The 19,563-nt window shown below is 63.1% G+C and carries 16 protein-coding genes; 5 read left to right on the forward strand and 11 right to left on the reverse strand.

What is annotated here, in order from left to right; genetic code table 11:
* Positions 1–8 precede the first annotated feature (8 nt).
* The 6 genes from GWE18_RS18630 to GWE18_RS18655 all read right to left on the reverse strand — a co-directional run bounded on the left by GWE18_RS18630 (position 9) and on the right by GWE18_RS18655 (position 6,236).
* Complete coding sequence (locus tag GWE18_RS18630; protein WP_275187158.1) at positions 9–857, reverse strand: ABC transporter ATP-binding protein; 849 nt, start codon at positions 855–857, stop codon at positions 9–11.
* Between the two features lie 173 nt (positions 858–1,030).
* Complete coding sequence (locus tag GWE18_RS18635; protein WP_275187159.1) at positions 1,031–2,029, reverse strand: ABC transporter substrate-binding protein; 999 nt, start codon at positions 2,027–2,029, stop codon at positions 1,031–1,033.
* A 116-nt stretch (positions 2,030–2,145) separates the two neighbouring features.
* The gene (locus tag GWE18_RS18640) at positions 2,146–2,955 is read right to left on the reverse strand and encodes an ABC transporter permease (RefSeq protein WP_275187160.1); all 810 of its coding nucleotides are present in this window, start codon (positions 2,953–2,955) and stop codon (positions 2,146–2,148) included.
* A 250-nt stretch (positions 2,956–3,205) separates the two neighbouring features.
* Positions 3,206–3,865: a TetR/AcrR family transcriptional regulator gene (locus GWE18_RS18645; protein WP_275187161.1), complete on the reverse strand. Its 660-nt coding sequence runs from the start codon at positions 3,863–3,865 to the stop codon at positions 3,206–3,208.
* Between the two features lie 269 nt (positions 3,866–4,134).
* Positions 4,135–4,980 carry a VOC family protein gene (locus GWE18_RS18650; RefSeq protein ID WP_275187162.1) on the reverse strand — a complete coding sequence of 282 codons (846 nt, stop codon included), beginning with the start codon at positions 4,978–4,980 and terminating at the stop codon, positions 4,135–4,137.
* On the reverse strand, positions 4,977–6,236 hold the full coding sequence (locus GWE18_RS18655; protein WP_275187163.1) for a Glu/Leu/Phe/Val dehydrogenase: 1,260 nt from the start codon (positions 6,234–6,236) through the stop codon (positions 4,977–4,979). The genes GWE18_RS18650 and GWE18_RS18655 overlap by 4 nt, the downstream gene beginning before the upstream one ends.
* Before the next feature lie 240 nt (positions 6,237–6,476).
* Here GWE18_RS18655 and GWE18_RS18660 point away from each other — a divergent pair, with 240 nt between their 5' ends.
* Both GWE18_RS18660 and rbsK read left to right on the forward strand, forming a co-directional pair.
* On the forward strand, positions 6,477–7,370 hold the full coding sequence (locus GWE18_RS18660) for a sugar kinase (RefSeq protein ID WP_275187164.1): 894 nt from the start codon (positions 6,477–6,479) through the stop codon (positions 7,368–7,370).
* A gap of 23 nt (positions 7,371–7,393) precedes the next feature.
* Entirely contained in the window at positions 7,394–8,308 is a 915-nt protein-coding gene (rbsK, locus tag GWE18_RS18665) for a ribokinase (protein ID WP_275187165.1), read from the forward strand.
* 91 nt (positions 8,309–8,399) lie between these two features.
* On the opposite strand, the gene GWE18_RS18670 is transcribed toward rbsK, so the two are convergent.
* Complete coding sequence (locus GWE18_RS18670) at positions 8,400–9,620, reverse strand: FAD-dependent oxidoreductase (protein ID WP_275187166.1); 1,221 nt, start codon at positions 9,618–9,620, stop codon at positions 8,400–8,402.
* Positions 9,621–9,888: 268 nt separating this feature from the next.
* Between GWE18_RS18670 and GWE18_RS18675 the strand changes: the two genes are divergently transcribed.
* Entirely contained in the window at positions 9,889–10,686 is a 798-nt protein-coding gene (locus GWE18_RS18675) for an enoyl-CoA hydratase/isomerase family protein (protein ID WP_275187167.1), read from the forward strand.
* A 190-nt stretch (positions 10,687–10,876) separates the two neighbouring features.
* Here the strand turns inward: GWE18_RS18675 and GWE18_RS18680 are convergent, their stop codons facing one another.
* Together GWE18_RS18680 and GWE18_RS18685 are read right to left on the reverse strand one after the other, a co-directional pair.
* Entirely contained in the window at positions 10,877–12,583 is a 1,707-nt protein-coding gene (locus tag GWE18_RS18680) for an IlvD/Edd family dehydratase (RefSeq protein ID WP_275187168.1), read from the reverse strand.
* Between the two features lie 123 nt (positions 12,584–12,706).
* Entirely contained in the window at positions 12,707–13,525 is an 819-nt protein-coding gene (locus tag GWE18_RS18685; protein ID WP_275187169.1) for an NAD(P)-dependent oxidoreductase, read from the reverse strand.
* A 94-nt stretch (positions 13,526–13,619) separates the two neighbouring features.
* Here GWE18_RS18685 and GWE18_RS18690 point away from each other — a divergent pair, with 94 nt between their 5' ends.
* Positions 13,620–14,588 (forward strand): SMP-30/gluconolactonase/LRE family protein, encoded by a 969-nt coding sequence (locus GWE18_RS18690; protein ID WP_275187170.1) that lies wholly within the window; start codon positions 13,620–13,622, stop codon positions 14,586–14,588.
* Positions 14,589–14,805: 217 nt separating this feature from the next.
* On the opposite strand, the gene GWE18_RS18695 is transcribed toward GWE18_RS18690, so the two are convergent.
* Together GWE18_RS18695 and GWE18_RS18700 are read right to left on the reverse strand one after the other, a co-directional pair.
* Positions 14,806–16,236: an aldehyde dehydrogenase family protein gene (locus GWE18_RS18695; protein WP_275187171.1), complete on the reverse strand. Its 1,431-nt coding sequence runs from the start codon at positions 16,234–16,236 to the stop codon at positions 14,806–14,808.
* 280 nt (positions 16,237–16,516) lie between these two features.
* Positions 16,517–18,883 (reverse strand): transketolase, encoded by a 2,367-nt coding sequence (locus GWE18_RS18700; RefSeq protein WP_275187172.1) that lies wholly within the window; start codon positions 18,881–18,883, stop codon positions 16,517–16,519.
* Between the two features lie 139 nt (positions 18,884–19,022).
* On the opposite strand from GWE18_RS18700, the gene GWE18_RS18705 reads away from it, so the two are divergent.
* A complete protein-coding gene (locus GWE18_RS18705) occupies positions 19,023–19,484 on the forward strand; it encodes an Lrp/AsnC family transcriptional regulator (protein ID WP_275187173.1) in 462 nt (153 codons plus the stop codon).
* Positions 19,485–19,563: the final 79 nt, after the last annotated feature.

The following is a 19,563-nucleotide window of genomic DNA, read 5'->3' on the forward strand; positions in this document are numbered from 1 at the left end:
GCCAGCTTTCAGTCCAGCGCGCTTTGGGTGAAGAAATGCTTGCGAATCCGCTGCACCAATTCGGTGAAAGCGGGATCGGCCATCGCATCCAGCGAGCGCGGGCGCGGCAGCGGCACGTCGTAGATGGCGGCGATCGCGCCGGGACGCTCGGTCATGACCAGCACGCGGTCGGCGAGAAACACGGCTTCCGGTATGGAATGCGTGATCAGGAGAACAGTCTTGCCGGTCTCGCGTTGAATGCGCATCAGCTCAACGTTCATCTTTTCGCGCGTCATGGCGTCGAGCGCGCCGAACGGCTCGTCCATCAGCATGATCTTGGGATCGTGCACCAGCGCCCGGCAGATCGAGGCGCGTTGCTGCATGCCGCCCGAAAGCTGCCAAGGCAATTTCTTCTCGAAACCTTCCAGGCCGACCAGCTTCAACAGCGCTTTCGCCCGCGGCAGGTACTCGTTGCGCGGCAGTTTCTTCATGTCGATCGGCAACATCACGTTGGACAGGATGTTGCGCCATGGCAGCAGCAGCGCGTTCTGGAACACGATGCCGACATTGCCGTGCGGCTTCGTCACCGGCTCACCCTCGACCAGGATTTCGCCGGTCGACGGCGCGAGCAGCCCGGAGATCATCTTCAAAAGCGTGGACTTGCCGCAGCCGGACGGGCCGACCACGACAAAGAACTCGCCCTCATTGATGTGGAAATCCAGCGGCCGCAGCGACGGCACGTCGCCGTCGCGCGAGCGATAGGTTTTTGAGACGCCGGATAGCGTGATGCCCGGCGCAGCGCTACCTGCGCGATCTGACACCAGACGCAGATGTGCAGTTGGTTGGTCGATCTCGGTCGGTTTGGTCGCAGGGTTCATTCAGATGAGTCCATTCGGAAAAGTCTCTCCGCTCGTCGTCCCTGCGAAAGCAGGGACCCATACCCCGTGTCCTTTAGTTCGGGCACCCTGGCAGGGACCCGCTGTAACAACAAAGGCCGGTGGTTATGGGTCCCCGCGTGCGCGGGGACGACGATAGAATTGTCAAAAGCAGATCACGAACCGCCCTGCGGCAGGTAGTCGTTGGTATAAAACGCCTTCGGATTGTCCTTGGCCTTGGCATCCAATCCGCCATATTCGACCATCAGATTGACCGTGTCGGTCATATTCTGGTCGGTCACCTGGAACGGCCGCTTGTTCTTGGTTTCAGCCGTCCGGTAGAGCGGGATCGTCAGCTCAAAACCCTTCGTCAGCGTCTCGATCTTGCCGCCCTTCGGGTTGGCATCGAGGATCGACTGCGCCGCACCCTTCGGATCCTTCTCGGCGGCTTCGACCGCTTTCGTCGTCGCCGACATGAAGCGCTTGACGAGGTCGGCATTGGCCTTGACGAAGTCGGTGTTGGCGACGACGCCCGAGCAGACCATGTTGATGCCGTAGTCGGCGAACTTGATCGCGTTGACGTCCTTGCCGGTCGCGTCTTTGATCTTCATCGACTGGTCCATGACGTAGCCGAGCAACAGATCGGCCTGGCCGTTGATGACGGCGTTCAGCTTGGTCTGGCCGTCGCCCGCCACCGTCTGGAAGTCGCTTTCCTTCAGGCCGGTCTTCTTCAAGAACAGCGGCCAGATCTGCGTCATGGAATCGGCCGGCGTGATCGCCACCGTCTTGCCCTTGATGTCCTCGGGCTTCTTGATGTTCTTTTCGACAAAGCCCATCGCCGACATCGGGCTGGTTTGCAGCAGCACGCCGGTGGCGACGATCGGCGCGCCCTTCACCGCCGCGCGCATCATGGTGGGCACGTCGACATAGCCGAAATTGGCGGTCTTGGCCGCAACGGCCTGCGTGGTCGCCGCCGACCCGCGGCCTTCCTGGATCTCGAGGTCGATGCCCTCGGCGGCATAGATGCCCTTGGCCTTGCCATAATAGAACGGCGCGTGCTCGCCGTAGACGTACCAGTTCAGCATCAGCACGACCTTGTCGGCGGCCGATGCCGGAAACACCGAAAGCGCGGTCCAGATCAGGGCGACGGAAATTGCCGCTATCGTTCGTATCATTGTCTTCCTCCCTTTTGCTTCGTCATTGCGAGCGAAGCGAAGCAATCCATTTCTCTACTTGCGGCGCGATGGATTGCTTCGCTGCGCTCGCAATGACGGCCATTACCTTCTCTCGTTTACGAAGCAAAAATGATGTCCTCGCGCTGGCTGACATGCCAGGGAATCACGAGGCGTTCGATGCGATCGACGACCCAGAACAGAACGACGCCGAGCAGCGCGAGAATCACCAGCGCGGCGAACATCGTCGGCAGGTCGAACGTTCCGATCGAGCGCTGCATCACATAGCCGATGCCGGAATTGGAGCCGACGAATTCGCCGACCACGGCGCCGACGACGGCGAGCGTCACCGACACTTTCAGGCCGGAGAAGATCGCGGGCATCGCATGCGGCAGGTTGACGGCGCGAAACACCTGGAAGCGGCTGCCCTGCATCGCACGGGCAAGGTCGACCATATCAGGGTCGACCGACTTGAAACCCTGCACCGCGGACACCACGACAGGGAAAAATCCGAGCAGGAACGCCGAAATCACCTTCGGGATGATGCCAAAACCGAACCACACCACGAACAGCGGCGCGATCGCGATCTTCGGCACGGATTGCGAGAACACCAGCAGCGGATAGACATAGCTTTCCACCGTCTTGGATCCCGCGATGAGCATCGCGACGGGGATGCCGAACAGCGCGGACAGCAGGAAGCCGCAGATGGTGGCGTAGGTGGTAGGCCATGCCTGCCGGAGCAGTTCCGGCCACTCCGTCCGCAGCACCGCCACGACATCGCCGGGCGCCGGGATCTGGTAGGCCGGAATCTGGAACAGGCGAATGGTGAGGTCCCAGGCCACCACGATGAACAGCAGGAACAGAAACGGCCGCACCCACGCCGCGTTCAGCGCTTTCGACACGCCACTCTCGCGCTTCAGCTCGGCCACGTCCCGCTCCCTGGTGATCGTCTCTTGGAACGAAATTAACCCGTTGGATAAATACTGGCAAGCGGGTTTTCGTGCGATATTTTGTCGTTCCTGCGAAAGCGCCCGCGGCGTTATGCCCCCCGGAATCCCCCGCTGTGGAAAGCAGGGGCCCATAACCACAGGCGCCTGTTTAGCGAAGGCTGGGGCCGCCGTCCGGTACGACAACAATCAAGATCGGTGTTATGGGTTCCTGCGTTCGCAGGAACGACGGTTAGACCGGCTGACGCTCAGGCGACCGCGTGCCTTGCCCCACGGCCTTGCCGAAATCCGCTGTTGATTTCCCCGTCAGCGCCGCCAGCACCAGCGCCACCATATGCGCAAGCCGCTCGTCCCTCGCCTCCTTCTTCAGGAGGTCGCGGCCGAAGATCACGGAAAGTGTCGCGCTGTTGGAGAGATAGAAAAAGCACAGCGCCGCGATTGAAATGTAGAGCTGGACCGGATCGACGGCGACGCGGAAGTCGCCGCTTTCGACGCCGCGCGTCACCACCGTGCGAATCATCTCGACGAACGGCGAATGCATCGATTTGACCTTGGTCGAGCGCTTCAGGTGCCGGGCTTTTGCAAGGTTTTCGGTGTTGAGCAGCGCCAGGAATTCGGGGTTGCGGAGGAAATAGTTCCAGGTGAAGTCGATCAGCCGTTCGATCGCCTCCGGGGGATCTAGATGCTCGAGATCGAGGCCACGCTCCTCGGAACGGATCTTCTCATAGGCGCCCTCGAGCACCGCGAGGTAGAGGTCTTCCTTGTTGCCGACGTGGTAGTACAGCATGCGCTTGTTGGCGCCGGCATTGGCGGCGATGCGGTCGACGCGCGCGCCGGCCAGGCCGTGAGCGGCGAATTCCTGCTTGGCGGCCTCGAGAATGCGAAGTCGCATGCCCTCGGGGTCCCGCTGCCATTTCTGAACGCGTTTTGCCTTTGCCAAATCAGTCGCCCGGTAGACACACGATGTCTGCTGTAGCACGCGTTGCGCGATTTGAGAACGAGGCGGTACTGCTCTTCCCCTTCTCCCCTTGTGGGAGAAGGTGCCTTCGCGAAAGCGAAGGCGGATGAGGGGTCTCTATCCGCGGAGACAGACCCCTCACTCGTCTCGAATGAGCTGACGCTCATTCGATCCACCCTCTCCCACAAGGGGAGAGGGAGGGCTTACGCCGGCCCCGCCGACGGCTGCACCAGTAGTGTCGGAACGCCGCACGTCCCGCTGCGCACCGTCACGACCCGCGTGCCCGGCTTGCGGCCGGTGCGGACTTCCGAGACGTCGACGCCGGCCTGAACGAGCCGCGCGTGGGTGGCGTCGATGTCGGCGACGCGCCAGCACAGGCCGTGCAATTTGTCCTGCGTCGTGTCGGCCTGCTTGCCGGGTCGATGCGTGACCTCGACAATAAGGTCGCCGCAGCGGAAGAACATCAGCCGGCCCCAATCCGGGTGCGAGCGATCGAGCGCCATGTCAAGGCCGAGCCGCGCGCCATAGAGAGCGGCGGCCCGCTCGGGGTCTGACGTCGAGATCACGACATGGTCCATCGCCGTGATCGATCCGGTCGTCGTTCGCACCGAAAGCGGCCGCTCCTTGTCGCGCTCGAGGAAGAACATACGGACGCCGCGCGTGGCCTCCGTCGCCGCACGGGTCCGCTTCCATGCCAGCACAGCACCCGAGACCACGTCGCGGCTTTCCACCTCGGCAATGGTGTCGGGCTTCAGCGTGAGCCGATCGAGCCTGCGATGCATCCTGGCGATATCGCCGGTCCGGAAGCAGATGCTCGCCAGTCCCTCGCCCTGGGCCGCAAGCACCGCGCGAATCCGGTCGGCGTTCGCGCCGTCGCCGCTCGGCGCGATCAATTCCAGCGAGGTGTTGTCGAGCGTGAATAGGACGCGGTCGGCGCCCTCGCCGCTGTTCTGCCAGGCCGGCGCGCGCGCAAACAAGGTCTGGTAAGCGGCGGAGGCGGCATTGATGTCGCCGGTGAGAACGACGACGTGATCGAGGCCGGTGATCACGGAAAGAGTCCTCGCACGTTCTTGGCCGCGCGCACCTTCTCGACGCCGATCGCCATCGCCGCCGTGCGGTGCGGGATCTTATCGGCTTTCGCGCGCTGCACCATGGCATCGAAAGCGCGATCGAGGATCGCATATTCGCGCCGCGTCACCTCCTCTTCCTCCCAGAACAATTGCTGCAGGTCCTGCACCCATTCGAAGTAGCTGACTACGACGCCGCCGGAATTGCAGAGAATGTCGGGGATCAGGAACACCTCGACCTGCCGCTTCTCCAGCACCAGATCGGCTTCCGGCGTGGTCGGACCGTTGGCACCTTCGGCCAGCACGCGGCACTTCAGGTTTTCAGCGACCTTGGCATCGATCACGCGCTCCATCGCCGCCGGCACCAGCACGTCGCAGGGCAGCGTGAGGATCTGCTCGGGATCGAAAGTCAACTCATTGGAGAATCCGGCGATACTTCCGTGCGCGCCCGCATGTCGCATCAATGCTGGAATATCCAGCCCCTTCGGATCATGCAGCGCGCCTGTGTGATCGCTGACCGCGATGATCTTCAGGCCATATTGTTGTAGTTCCAGCGCGGCATAGGAGCCGACATTGCCAAAGCCCTGGATCACGGCGGTCGCGCTGCCCGGATTGATCGATAGCTCCTTGAGCACCCGCTTGGCGAGATAGGCGACGCCGCGCCCGGTTGCTTCGCGACGGCCGAGCGTACCGCCTGACGATACCGGCTTGCCGGTCACGATCTCGGTCACGGTTTGGCCCTGATACATCGAATAGGTGTCCATGAACCACGCCATCACCTGTTCGTTGGTGCCCATGTCCGGCGCCATCACATCGGTATGCGGACCGACGAACGGGATCATCTCCTGCATGTAGCGGCGCGACAGCCCTTCCAATTCGCGCTTGGAAATGGTGGAGAGATCGACATTGACGCCGCCCTTGGCACCGCCATAGGGCAAACCGACAAGGGCACATTTCCAGCTCATCCAGATCGCCAGCGCCGCGACCTCGCCGATGTCGACAGAGGGAGCAAACCGCGTGCCGCCCTTGGTCGGACCGAGCGTAAGGTGGTGCTGGACACGATAGCCTTCGAACACCGCAACTGTGCCGTCGTCGCGGTGGATCGGGCAAGAGACAGTAACCGCCCGCTTCGGCATCAGGATGCGATCGCGCTCGTCCATCGGAATTTCCAGATGGTTGGCGATGACGCCAAACTGATTAACTGCCATGTCGAACACGGGACCGGAATAAACCGTCATCATTTCCTCCACTTTTGTCGCGCCGGCGGGAAACCCGGGCAGCCGTCAGCCGTTATACGACGGTATGCCCAAGCCCCCCTTAAGGACGGTCGCAGTCTCCTCTATACTCCCATCTCAGGCAGCAAAGACGGCACGGTTGCGAATAATTTCAGCGAATGCATCCGATAACCAGTGCTAATGTGTGTGCGCCGCGCCGGGACCATCTTCGCCCAACACTCTGCAGGACACGACGGAAAACGCATGCAGGCTCTCTTCATCGGACAGACCTATATCGACGTTACCTTCATCACCGACCACATGCCGACCGGCGACGAAAAACACGTGGCCTCCGCCTACGCGGTGTCGTTTGGCGGCAACGCGGTAACGGCGGCATTCTGCTGCGCCAAGCTCGGCATCGTGCCGGACCTGATCGCGACCATGGCCAACGACTGGCTCGGCCGCATGTTTCAGGACATGACCGCGAAATACGGAATCTCGATCCATCCGCGCAAGGTCAACTCCTCCTCGCTGTCGTTCATCATGCCGAAAGACGGCAAACGCGCCATCGTGCGCTGCCGCGACGACGAACACATTCATCCTTTCCCGATGCTGAACCTGAAGGGCTGCCGCGCGCTGCATGTCGACGGCCATCAGCCGGACGCAGCAATCCATTACGCAAAACTCTGCCGCGAGGACGGCATCCTGACCTCACTCGACGGCGGCGGCCTGCGTACCAACACCCATGAGCTCCTGGAATTCATCGACGTTGCCATCGTCGCCGAACGGCTGTGCGAGCAGATGGACAAGACGCCGGAGGCCATGCTGGATTACCTGAAGAGCCGCGGTTGCCGGATCGGCGGCGTCACCATGGGAGAGAAGGGCCTGCTCTGGTATGACGAGACGGGCGCCGTCCGCCGTCTTCCCGCGCTTCCGGTTCCGCCCGAGCGGGTCATCGATACCAACGGCGCAGGTGACGTCTTCCACGGCGCCTATGTCTATTCCTATCTCGCCAATCCCGCTAAAAGCTGGCAGGAGCATTTCGAGTTTGCGCGCGCTGCCTCGACCTTCAAGGTCCAGCGCCTCGGCAACGAGGCCGGCTTGCCGACGGTGACGGATATCGAGGCGATCAAGCGGGAATTTCAGGTACACGCCTGAGGGCGCGAACGGGGGTATTACGTATGGGGCGCGTGTTCGTTGCCGGCAGCATCAACATGGATGTGGTGGCGACGGCCGACCGGCATCCGAAGGTCGGCGAGACGGTCGCCGGCAAGGAGGTGCACTATTTTCCAGGCGGCAAGGGCGCCAACCAGGCCGTGGCCGCCGCAAAACTCGGTGCACCGTCAACGCTGATCGGCCGGCTGGGGATGGATGCGTTCGGCCAGCAATTGCGACAATTTCTCGCCGCGCAAGGCGTCGACCTCGCCTTGGTCAAGGACACCGCGGATATCCATACCGGGACGGCCGTAATCACCATTGCCGATGCCGACAATACGATCGTCGTCGTGCCCGGCGCCAATGCGCTGGTCAGTACTGAGGATGTCGCCGCGCCCGTCCTAGCCAAGGGCGACGTTGCGGTGAGCCAGTTCGAAATTCCGCAGCCCACGATTAGCGCCTTCTTCAAACGGGCGCGTGCGGCCGGGGCCACCACGATCCTCAATCCCGCGCCGGCGATCGCCTGCGGCCCTGAATTGCTCGATCTCGTCGATATCCTTGTTCTCAACGAAACCGAACTGGGGCTTCTCGCGCAGACCGAGCTTCGCGACACTGATGCCCCGGTCCGTTTCACCGAAGCGGCGCGGCGCCTGCCAACGGGCTCCGAGAAAATCATCTGCGTTACACTCGGCAAGCGCGGCGTGCTCGCGCTTGTCGGCGGCGAACCCTCGCTGATCGCGGGACGGACCGTAAAGGCCGTGGACACCACCGGCGCCGGCGATTGCTTCGTCGGCGCCCTCGCCGCGCAGCTTGCCAACGGCAAGGCAATCCACGAGGCGCTCGAATACGCCAATGCCGCCGCGTCGATCTGCGTGCAGCGAATGGGCGCTGCGCCGTCGATGCCGACGGCGGCGGAGGTGGCGGCGGTTTTGCGTTCGTAGCTTCGTAGGGTGGGCAAAGCGACAGCGTGCCCACCATCAGGCGCTCCGCAACAACGGTGGGCACGCTTCGCTTTGCCCACCCTACGAAATATCAACCGAGCGCGCTCTTCAGATCGAAGCCGGTGTCGGCCGCCTGCTCGGGCGTGATCGAGCCGTTGGCGGCAAGCAGGCGCCGTCCGAACATGTGGTCGCCCGCGCGGTTGACGGACTCGATGCCGACGAGCTGTCCGGATTTGTAGCAGAACGCGGAGAACGCCCCCTGCGCGCGATCGCCACGGACCACCACGCGGTCATAACCGGTGGTCAGTCCCACCATCTGCAGCTTGTCGGGGCCCTGATCGCTCCAGAACCAGGGCAAGCCGTCGTACGGCTTGGCATCGCCGGTCAGCCGGGCCGCGACGCAGCGCGCGTGGTCGGTGGCGTTCTGCACCGATTCCAGCCGCAACGAGCCGCCGAACCGTGGGCTCTCATATAGCGCGCAATCGCCCACCGCCGAAATATTCGGATCGGCCGTCAGGAGATGCTCGTCGACAACGATTCCGGCCGCGACCGGCAAGCCAGCCTCCGCCGCCAGTTCGACGTTGGGCAGGACGCCGACGCCGACTACGATCAGATCGGCTTTGATATGCCGCCCGTCGCTGAGGCTCACACCAGTGACCTTGCCGCCATCGCTTTCGATGCTCGTGACCTGTACGCCGAGATGAATCCGGATACCGGCCGCGGCGTGCCGAGATTGAAAATATTCCGAGATTTCCGCGGTCACCGCGCGCGCCATCACCCGCGGCGCGAGCTCGATGACGTCGACTTCGGCGCCCTTGGCCCGGGCGGTCGCAGCGAATTCCAGGCCAATGAATCCGGCGCCGATCACGATGACGCGCTGACCCGGAGCGATGTAGTCCCGCAGAGCCTGGCTTTCGTCGAGCGTCCGCAAGTAGCGCACGCTGTCGAGATTGGCGTTGGGAATATCGAGCAGGCGATTGCGTGCGCCGGTCGCCAGCACCAGATGGCCGTAATCGAGGAAAGCGCCGGAGGCGAGCAACACCTTGCGCCCGGCGCGGTCGATCGATACCGCGCGACCTGCGATCAGATCGATCTTCTGGTCGAAATAGAATTTTTCCGGGCGGAACATCAGGCTATCGGGCCCGCCGGTCCCCTTCAGGTAGGCCTTGGATAGCGGCGGCCGCTGGTACGGCAAATGGCCTTCATCGTTCAACAGCGCGATGCGTTCGGAAAAGCCGTGCTGGCGCAGCGACATCGCGAGCTGGAAGCCTGCATGGCCCGCGCCAATGATGACAACCGGTCCTACCATCATGGAGACATCCTACGTTCGAGCACACGGGAATGACCCATGTCGTTTCCTCTCCACTGATGTTGGCTTGCCTGTCTCGTCCCTTGGAAGCGGCGCTCGTGTCCGTCCTGAACGATGACAGACGCTATCTGACCTCATGGCGCGATGAGACGCAAGAGCGCCGTGGCCCAGGGGGAATGATTGTGCGGTATTTTGCGGACCTTGCCGGGGGATTGTCACCTGTTATCCTCTCTATTTAAATGCTGCCCCCGTTCCGAGCCGAGGCCCAGCCATGCCGACCTCCAATGATACCGCCGCCAGCGCCCCTGCCCTGCTCAGGATCGATGGCGCGATTGCCACGATCACGCTCAACCGGCCAGCGGCCTTCAATTCGATCAATCTCTCGATCGCGCAAAAGCTCGAGCAACTCGGCGCCGAGGTCGAACGCAACGACGACATACGGGTGCTGGTGATCGAGGGCGAAGGCCGCGCTTTCTCCGCCGGCGGCGACTTGCAGACCATCGGTGCAGCCGCCGCCAACGACACCGTTGCGCCCGTGGTGGGAGAATTGCTGAAGCACTACCACGCCTTTATCGAGACGGTGCGACGGATGCCGAAGATCGTTCTCTCCAGCGTCCACGGCTCCGCCGCCGGCGCCGGCATGGGGCTGGCCTTCGTCACCGACCTCTGCATTGCCGCCGATGACGCCCGCTTTACGCCGGCCTATGCCAAGATCGGGGTTTCGCCGGATGGCGGCAGTACGGTCGGCATGGTCGGGACCGTCGGCACCCGTCGCGCGCTTCAGATATTTTTGGCCGAGGACAGCTTTACCGCGCAGCAGGCTTATGAATGGGGCCTGGTCGCCCGCGTCGTTCCGGCCGCGGAGCTGAAAGCGGAAACGCGCAAATTCGCCGAGCGGCTGGCGCAGAACCCGCCAGCGGCGATCGCAGGCACCAAGTCGCTGGTCTATCAGGCCGCCGTTACGCCGACCAAACAGCAGCTCGATGCTGAGGAAGCGAAGATCATCGACGCCATGCAGACCGACGACTTCCGCGTCGCCGTGAAGAAGTTCACCAGCAAGTCGAAGTGACTGTTGGCAGAGCTGGTGCCTCGCATGCGGCTGTCGTCCCGCTCTGGAAGTCGTCCCTGCGAACGCAGGGACCCATAACCACCGTCTCGAGTTGTTTGAAGACGCGACTGTCATCTCACTTCAACGGAGAGCACAACGCGGTATAGGTCCCTGCGTGCGCAGGGACGACCATATAGTGCGCTGAAGCGTGCTAATCCTTGCCCTGCTCGCGCATGAAATCGAAGTCGCAGCCCTCGTCGGCCTGCAGAATGGTCTCGTTGAACAGGTGCGCGTAGCCGCGCCTGGCCCAATCGGGCGCGACGGCGGGCGACAGCGCCGCGCGACGTTTCTCCAGTTCGGCCGCGTCGATCAAGAGATCGATGCTGCGCTTCGCGACATCGAGGCGGATCATGTCCCCGTTCTTCACCAGCGCCAGCGGCCCGCCCACGGCGGATTCCGGCGTGATGTGCAGCACGATGGTGCCGAACGCGGTTCCGCTCATGCGTGCGTCGGATATCCGCACCATGTCCTTGGTTCCGCCGCGCGCGAGTTTCTTGGGAATCGGCAGGTAGCCAGCCTCCGGCATGCCGGGCGCGCCCTTGGGGCCGGCATTGCGCAGCACCAGCACGTCGTCGGCGTTGACGTCGAGATCGGGATCGTCGACCCGTAGCGTCATGTCTTCCACGGATTCGAACACCACGGCACGGCCCGTATGTTGCAGCAGCTTGGGGCTCGCCGCCGATTGTTTGATGACCGCCCCGCGCGGCGCAAGATTGCCGTGCAGCACCGCCATTGCGCCTTCGGCCTTGATCGGATTGTCGCGCGGACGGATGGCGTCCTGCCCCGGCACCTCCTCGGCGCCGGCGACAACATCGCGCAGCGTTTGGCCGGTGATGGTCTTGGCATTGAGGTCGATGAGATCGCCAAGCTGTGCCATCAGCTTCGGCACGCCGCCGGCGTGATGGAAATGCTCCATATAATGCTCGCCTGACGGTTTCAGGTCGATCAGCACCGGCACCTCGCGGCCGAGCTTGTCGAATGCTTCGAGATCGATACGGTGTTTGGTGCGGTTAGCGATTGCCGTGAGGTGAATGAGGCCGTTGGTCGATCCACCGATCGCCTGGAGCACCACCTGCGCGTTGCGGAACGAAGCCGGCGTCAGCAATTCGCTCGGCCTTGGTCCCTTCGCCTTAGCCATCGCGGCGGCGACTTTGCCGCTGGCTTCAGCCGAGCGAAACCGCTCGGCGTGCGGCGCCGGAATCGTCGCGCTCATCGGCAGCGACAGGCCTAGCGCCTCGGTGATGCACGCCATGGTGCTCGCGGTGCCCATCACCATGCAAGTGCCGACTGAAGGTGCAAGCCTTCCGTTGACGGCTTCGATCTCGTTGTCATCGATTTCGCCGGCGCGATACTTCGCCCAGAGCCGACGGCAATCGGTGCAGGCGCCGAGCACCTCGCCCCTGTGATGTCCGACCACCATCGGCCCGACCGGAATGACGACGGTCGGCAGATCGGCGGAGACCGCCGCCATGATCTGCGCCGGCAACGTCTTGTCGCAACCGCCGATCACGACCACGGCGTCCATCGGCTGGGCGCGGATCATCTCCTCGGTATCCATCGCCATCAGATTGCGCAGGTACATCGAGGTCGGATAGGCAAAGCTCTCGGCGATCGAGATGGTCGGGAACACCATCGGCATCGCACCGCTCAGCATTACGCCGCGCTTCACCGCTTCGATGATCTGCGGAACGTTGCCGTGACAGGGATTGTAGTCGCTGTACGTATTGGTGATGCCGACGATCGGCCTGTTCAGCGCATCATCCGAATAGCCCATGGCCTTGATGAAGGCCTTGCGCAGGAACAGCGAGAACCCAGCGTCGCCATAACTCGTCAGTCCCTTGCGAAGTCCGTCGGCCATCTTCTTGTTCCCGTCTTCGAGGCTCTAGATTCCGGGCGCCCTAGCGAGCTCGGGCCACGATATGATCGTCAGTATGGTTTCCAGGCCCGCGCCGCAAGGGCGCATGACCCGGAATTAGAGATCTCACTTCCAGTCGATGATCCTGTTCTTGTCGCCGTCGAACTCCATGCTGCAGAACGTGCCGCCCTGGTAGTAATCGCCGACCGGATCCGGCTTCAGCTTGGCCTGCTCGGCCATGGCGTGTTCGCGGAAATCCTCGCCGCGGCCGGTCGGCCGATAGCCGAGCTCGTAGGCGCGGTGGTTGTCCCACCAGGCGCGCTCATTATGGGAGGCGCCGTAGAAGATCTCGAAATGGATGTCAGGGTGCTCGAGCCCGATGCGGCAGAGCTGCACCAGGTCTTCCGGCTTCAGCCAGATCGAAAGCCGGCGGTGGTCCAGCGGCATCTCGCCGAAATTGCCGATCCGCAGGCAGGTAACGCCAAGCCCGTGCTTGTCGGCATAGAGCGCGCCGACGGCTTCGCCGAACACCTTGCTGACGCCGTAGCGGCTGTCCGGGCGCGCGGTGACGTCGGTGCCGATCCGGTGATGGCGCGGATAGAAGCCGACGGCGTGGTTCGACGAGGCGAATACTACCCGCTTCACGCCCTTTTTCCGCGCCGCCTCGAACAGGTTATAGCCGCCGATGATGTTGGACTGCAGGATTGAGTCCCAGGGACCTTCGACCGAATAGCCGCCGAAATGCAGGATGCCGTCCACGCCTTCACAGATCGCCTCGACCTGCGCCAGATCGGCAAGGTCCGCCGCCTTGAATTCCTCGTCCTTGCCGAGATCGACCGGCGCCTTCAGATCGCTCAGCAGCAGATCCGGATAGATCGGCGGCAACAGCTTGCGCAGGCTCGTCCCGATCCCGCCGGCAGCGCCGGTCATCAATATGCGTGGCATTTCGTTCCTCTTAATCTCGCGACCGATTTGCGGTCATTAGCCGGGAATGATAGCAAACTCAAACGGTCAGGGAACGCAACAACGAGAACAGCAAATGTCCGATGCAGCATCGCATTCCGCCGGCTGGCGCCCGGCGACGTACTACCCCGATCCGGCCATCCGTGCACTCGATCCGCGCTTTGAAAAATATTGGCTCAAGCTGTCGGCGGTGGAGCGACTGACCACCGGCCTGCGCTGGGCCGAAGGGCCGGTATGGTTTGGCGACGGGCGGTATCTGCTGTGCAGCGATATTCCGAACCAGCGCATCCTCAAATGGGAGGAGGAGACTGGCACGGTAAGCGTGTTCCGCAAGCCGTCCAACTTCGCGAACGGCAACACCCGCGACCGTCAGGGACGGCTGGTCACCTGCGAGCACGGTGGCCGGCGGGTGACGCGCACCGAATATGACGGATCGATCACGGTGCTGATGGACTCCTTCGATGGCAAGCGGCTGAACTCGCCGAACGACGTCGTCGTGAAGTCCGACGGCTCGATCTGGTTCACCGATCCGGTGTTCGGCCTGCTCGGCAATTACGAGGGCTACAGGGCCGAACCCGAGATCGACGCCAATGTCTACCGGATCGACGGCGCGACCGGCAAAGCCACCATCGTCGCCGAGGGTGTGCTCGGCCCGAACGGGCTCTGTTTCTCGCCGGACGAGAAGATCCTCTACATCATCGAATCCCGCGGCGTGCCGAACCGCAAGATCCTCGCCTACGACATCGCTGCCGGCGGCGACAAGCTCTCCAACAAGCGCGTCCTCGTCGATGCCGGCCCCGGCACACCCGACGGCATGCGCTGCGACATCGACGGAAATCTGTGGTGTGGCTGGGGCATGGGCGACCCCGAGCTCGACGGCGTCGTGGTGTTCGCGCCCGATGGCGTCATGATCGGCCGCATCGCCCTGCCCGAGCGCTGCGCCAACCTCTGCTTCGGCGGCTTGAAGCGCAACCGCCTGTTCATGGCCGCGAGCCAGTCGATCTACGCGCTCTATGTGAACACGCAGGGCGCGCCTGGCGGCTGAGTATCCTGCATATATTTCTGTCGTCCCTGCGAACGCAGGGACCCATACCGCGTGATCTATCAATGAGGCAGTGTGGCTGACGCCTTGTAACGCAATTGCATTCGGTGGTTATGGGTCCCTGCGTTCGCAGGGACGACACTGAATTTGTTTCTGCAGCGAACAGAACGCAACACGCCGGAGCGAGATTCGCTCCGGCGCTTGGTGACCCCTCGATGATTTACGCCGCGTTGTAGCCGGCGACCGCCTTCACCTCGAGATATTCCTCGAGGCCGTACTTGCCCCATTCGCGGCCGTTGCCGGACTGCTTATAGCCGCCGAACGGCGCAGTGCGGTCGTTCGGCACGCCCTGCAGGTTGATGTTGCCGGCGCGAATCTGTTTGGCCACGCGACGCGCGCTTTCCACCGTATCGCCCGAGACGTAACCGGCGAGACCATAGGGCGTGTCATTGGCGATCTTCACGGCGTCGGCTTCATCCTTGGCGCCGATGATCGTCAGCACCGGCCCGAAGATTTCCTCCCGCGCAATCGTCATGTCGTTGGTGACGTCGGCGAAGATGGTCGGGCGCACGTAGAAGCCCTTGTTGACACCCTCAGGCAGACCGGGACCACCGGCCACCAGCGTCGCGCCTTCGTCGATGCCCTTCTTGATCAGCGCCTGAATCTTGTCCCACTGAATGCGCGACACGACCGGGCCGATGGTGGTGCCCTCGGCGCGGGGATCGCCGGCCTTGGTCTTGTCGGCGACGCCCTTGGCGATGGCAGCGACTTCCTTCATCTTCGACAGCGGCACGATCATCCGCGACGGCGCGTTGCACGACTGGCCGGAGTTGTTGAACATGTGCATCACGCCGCCGGTCACGGCCTTGGTGAGGTCGGCGCCTTCGAGGATGACGTTCGGCGACTTGCCGCCCAATTCCTGGCTGACGCGCTTCACGGTCGGCGCGGCACGCTTGGCGACATCGACGCCGGCGCGGGTCGAGCCGGTGAATGAGATCATGTCGATGTCAGGATGCTCGGCCATCGCGGCGCCGACTTCGGGACCGAGGCCGTTCAGCAGGTTGAACACGCCCTTCGGCACGCCCGCTTCATGCAGGATTTCGGCAAAGATCAATGCGGACGTCGGCGTGAATTCCGAGGGCTTGAGGATCATGGTGCAGCCGGCGGCGAGCGCGGGCGCGACCTTGCAGGCGATCTGGTTGAGCGGCCAGTTCCAGGGCGTGATCATGCCGACGACGCCGACCGGCTCGCGCAGCACCACGGCGGTGCCGACGTTCTCCTCGAAGTGATAGTTCTTCAGCACTTCAAGCGTGGAAGCGATGTGGCCGAGGCCGGCGCCGGCCTGCAGGCGTTCGGCCATCGGCAGCGGCGCGCCCATCTCGTCGGACACGGCGGCGCCGATGTCCTTCATGCGGGTCTTGTAGATCTCGATGATCTTCTCGAACAGCGCGATGCGCTCTTCGCGGCTGGTCTGCGAATAAGTCACGAAAGCGCGCTTGGCGGCGGCAACGGCCTTGTCGAGGTCGGCCTTCGAGCCGAGCGCAACTTCGTACATCGCTTCTTCGGTCGCCGGATTGACGACGGGGGTGGATTTCTTGACGGCCGGATCGACCCAGGCGCCATCGATGTAGAATTGCATGCGATTGACCATCGGAAACCTCTTTAATCTCGGAGCAATGGAGGAGCAGCGGAAGCGTTCTGCAACATCCTTGCACGAAAGCCAGGGCAGTTGAACCCGCCATATGCGGGGTGCCGCGATGCGGCAGGCGCTGGATATAAGGACAGGGGCATGGGGGTGGCAAGGTGCTCCGCCCGTCATTCCGGGGCGCGCCTCTTGGCGCGAGCCCGGAATCCATCGGGCCGCATAACCCGTGTCACGATGGATTCCGAGTTCGCGCTGCGCGCGCCCCGGAATGACGGCAGCAGATGTCTCACACCGCCATCTTCCGGTGCCGCACCGGCGCCCCGACGGTCAACGCCTCCGCCGCATCGATGATGGCGTTGGCGTCGATGCCGTAGTGGCGGTAGAGATCGCCAATCGTGCCGGTCTGGCCGAACTGCTCGACGCCGAGCGCCTCGAGGCGGTGGCCGCGCACGCTGCCGAGCCAGCCGAGCGCGGCCGGATGGCCGTCGATCACCGTCACAATGCCGCAGTCGCGGGTGAGCGGCGCCAGCAGCTTTTCGACATGGCTGAGATGCTGGATGCCACGGCGGTCGCGCCGCAAATTCCGCGCGGCGGACCATCCCGCATGCAGCCGGTCCGCCGAGGTTACCGCCAGTAAACCGACATCGCGGTGGCTTTCGCCGATGAAGCCCACGGCCTCGATCGCCTCCGGCGCTACCGCCCCGGTATAGGCAATCACGATATCGCAATTCGGCCCGGGCTCGCGCAGCCAGTAGGCGCCCTCGGTGATGTCCCTTTGCAGGTCCGGCGTCATGATCCGCTGCGGCTGATCGACCGTGCGGGTCGACAATCGCAAATAGACCGAGCCGCCCTCGCCGGCTTCGCGCTGCATGTGGCGAAAGCCCCACCCCATGATCACGGCAAGTTCATCGACGAAGGCCGGTTCGAACGAGGCCAGCCCATCCTGCGCCATGCCGATCAGTGGCGTCGCGATCGACTGATGCGCCCCGCCTTCCGGCGCCAGCGTGATTCCCGACGGCGTCGCCACCACCATGAAGCGGGCGTCCTGGTAACAGGCATAATTCAGTGCATCGAGGCCGCGCTCGATGAAGGGATCGTACAGCGTGCCGACGGGCAGCAGCCGCTCGCCATTGATCTGATGCGACAGCCCCAGCGCCGAGAGCATGATGAACAGGTTCATCTCGGCGATGCCGAGTTCGAGGTGCTGCCCCTTCGGCGAGAACTCCCAGGTGTAGGCGGACGGGATCTTCTCCTGCCGGAACAGGTCGTGGTTCTCGGCCTTGGCAAACAGCCCGCGGCGGTTCACCCAGGCGCCGAGATTGGTCGAGACGGTGACATCAGGCGACGCGGTCACGATCCGCGCGGCCAGTTCGGTATCGCCGCGCGCGAGTTCATTGAGCACCAGCCCAAAGCCCTGTTGCGTCGACATCTGCGCCGCCGGCTTGAAGGTGAGCTGTTGCGGAACGTCGATGACATCAGCGGTGAGACGGCGGCGCCCCTCCTGATTGAACGGTGCTGCCGCCAGGAATGCTTCAAGCTCGGCCGGCGCCTGCGACAGGCCTTCGAACTTGTCCCATTCATGGCCGGGGCGGATGTTCTGCGCGGCGCGCCACTTCTCCATCTGCGCCACCGTCATCAGGCCCGCATGGTTGTCCTTGTGGCCCTGCATCGGCAGGCCGACGCCCTTGATGGTGTAGGCGATGAAGCAGACGGGACGATCGTGATCGATCGCCTCGAATGCCTCGATCATGCTGGCCATGTCGTGGCCGCCGAGGTTGGACATCAGCGCCAGCAGCTCGTCGTCGCTGCGCCGGTCGATCAGTTGCGACACCTGCCCCTGATCGCCGATGTCGTCCTGCAGATGCTTGCGGAAGGCCGCCCCGCCCTGGAAGCACAGCGCCGCATACATCTGGTTCGGGCAATTATCGATCCAGCGCCTCAAGGCCTCGCCGCCGGGTTCGGCGAACGCCGCCTGCATCAGGCGACCGTATTTCACGATCACCACGTCCCAGCCGAAATTGCGGAACATGGTCTCGAACTTCTCCCACAGCCCTTCCCGCACGACGGCATCGAGGCTCTGTCTGTTGTAGTCCACCACCCACCAGGTATTGCGCAGCGCATGCTTCCAGCCTTCCAGCAGCGCCTCGAAGATGTTGCCCTCATCCATCTCGGCGTCACCGACGAGCGCAATCATCCGCCCCTCGGGGCGGTCCTTCATCCAGCCATGCGACGTGACGTAGTCCTGCACCAGCGAGGAGAACAGGGTTTGCGCGACGCCGAGGCCTACCGAGCCGGTGGAGAAGTCGACGTCATCGGTATCCTTGGTGCGCGACGGATAGGATTGCGCGCCCTTGAAGCCGCGGAAATTTTCCAGCTTGTCGCGGGTCTGGTGCCCGAACAGATACTGGATGGCGTGAAACACCGGGCTTGCGTGCGGTTTCACCGCGACACGGTCCTGCGGGCGCAGCACCGAGAAATACAACGCCGACATGATGTTGGCGAGTGAGGCGGATGAGGCCTGATGGCCGCCGACCTTGAGCCCGTCGGCACTGGGCCTGACATGGTTGGCATGATGGATCGTCCACGACGACAGCCATAACACCTTGCGTGCCAGCGCGGACAACAGCTCGAGGCGTGCGGGCTCTATGGGCATGGCGATGCTCCCGGAGAGAATTCAGTATGCGCCGATCTTAACGGCCGCGCAGGAGCCAAAATTCTCAATTTCCTGCGGCATACCGCCCAATATTGGGATAAAATACCACCATATGCCTTCAAACCGCGAGTTTATCCCAATGGCAACCCTCGACGCCATCGATCGCAGGATCCTCAGCCTACTGCAGACTGACAGCCGCATGACCATGCAGGAGCTAGCCGACAAGGTCGGCCTCTCAGTGTCGCCCTGCCATCGCCGGGTCAAGCTGCTGGAAGAACGCGGCGTCATCACCCGCTACATCGCGACCGTCGATCAGAAATCGTTGGGCTTGCACGTCAGCGTCTTCATCTCGATCAAGCTGGCACGGCAGAAGGAGGAGGACCTCAACCGGTTTGCGAAAGCGATTTCGAAATGGGACGAGGTGCTGGAGTGTTATCTGATGACCGGCAACCGCGATTATCTGCTGCGCGTCGTCGCCGCCGACCTCTCCTCCTATGAAGCGTTCCTGAAGAACAAGCTGACACGGCTCGACGGCATCGCCTCGATCGAGTCGAGCTTTGCGCTCAGCCAGGTGAAGTATTCGATCGCGCTGCCGGTGTAGCCGTCGTCCCTGCGAAAGCAGGGACCCATAACCACCGTCGCCAATTGTTGAGGGAAAGCCGTCAACCATCTTGCCAGGA

The sequence above is a fragment of the Bradyrhizobium sp. CSA112 genome, assembly GCF_029051645.1.
Taxonomy (GTDB): Bacteria; Pseudomonadota; Alphaproteobacteria; order Rhizobiales; family Xanthobacteraceae; genus Bradyrhizobium.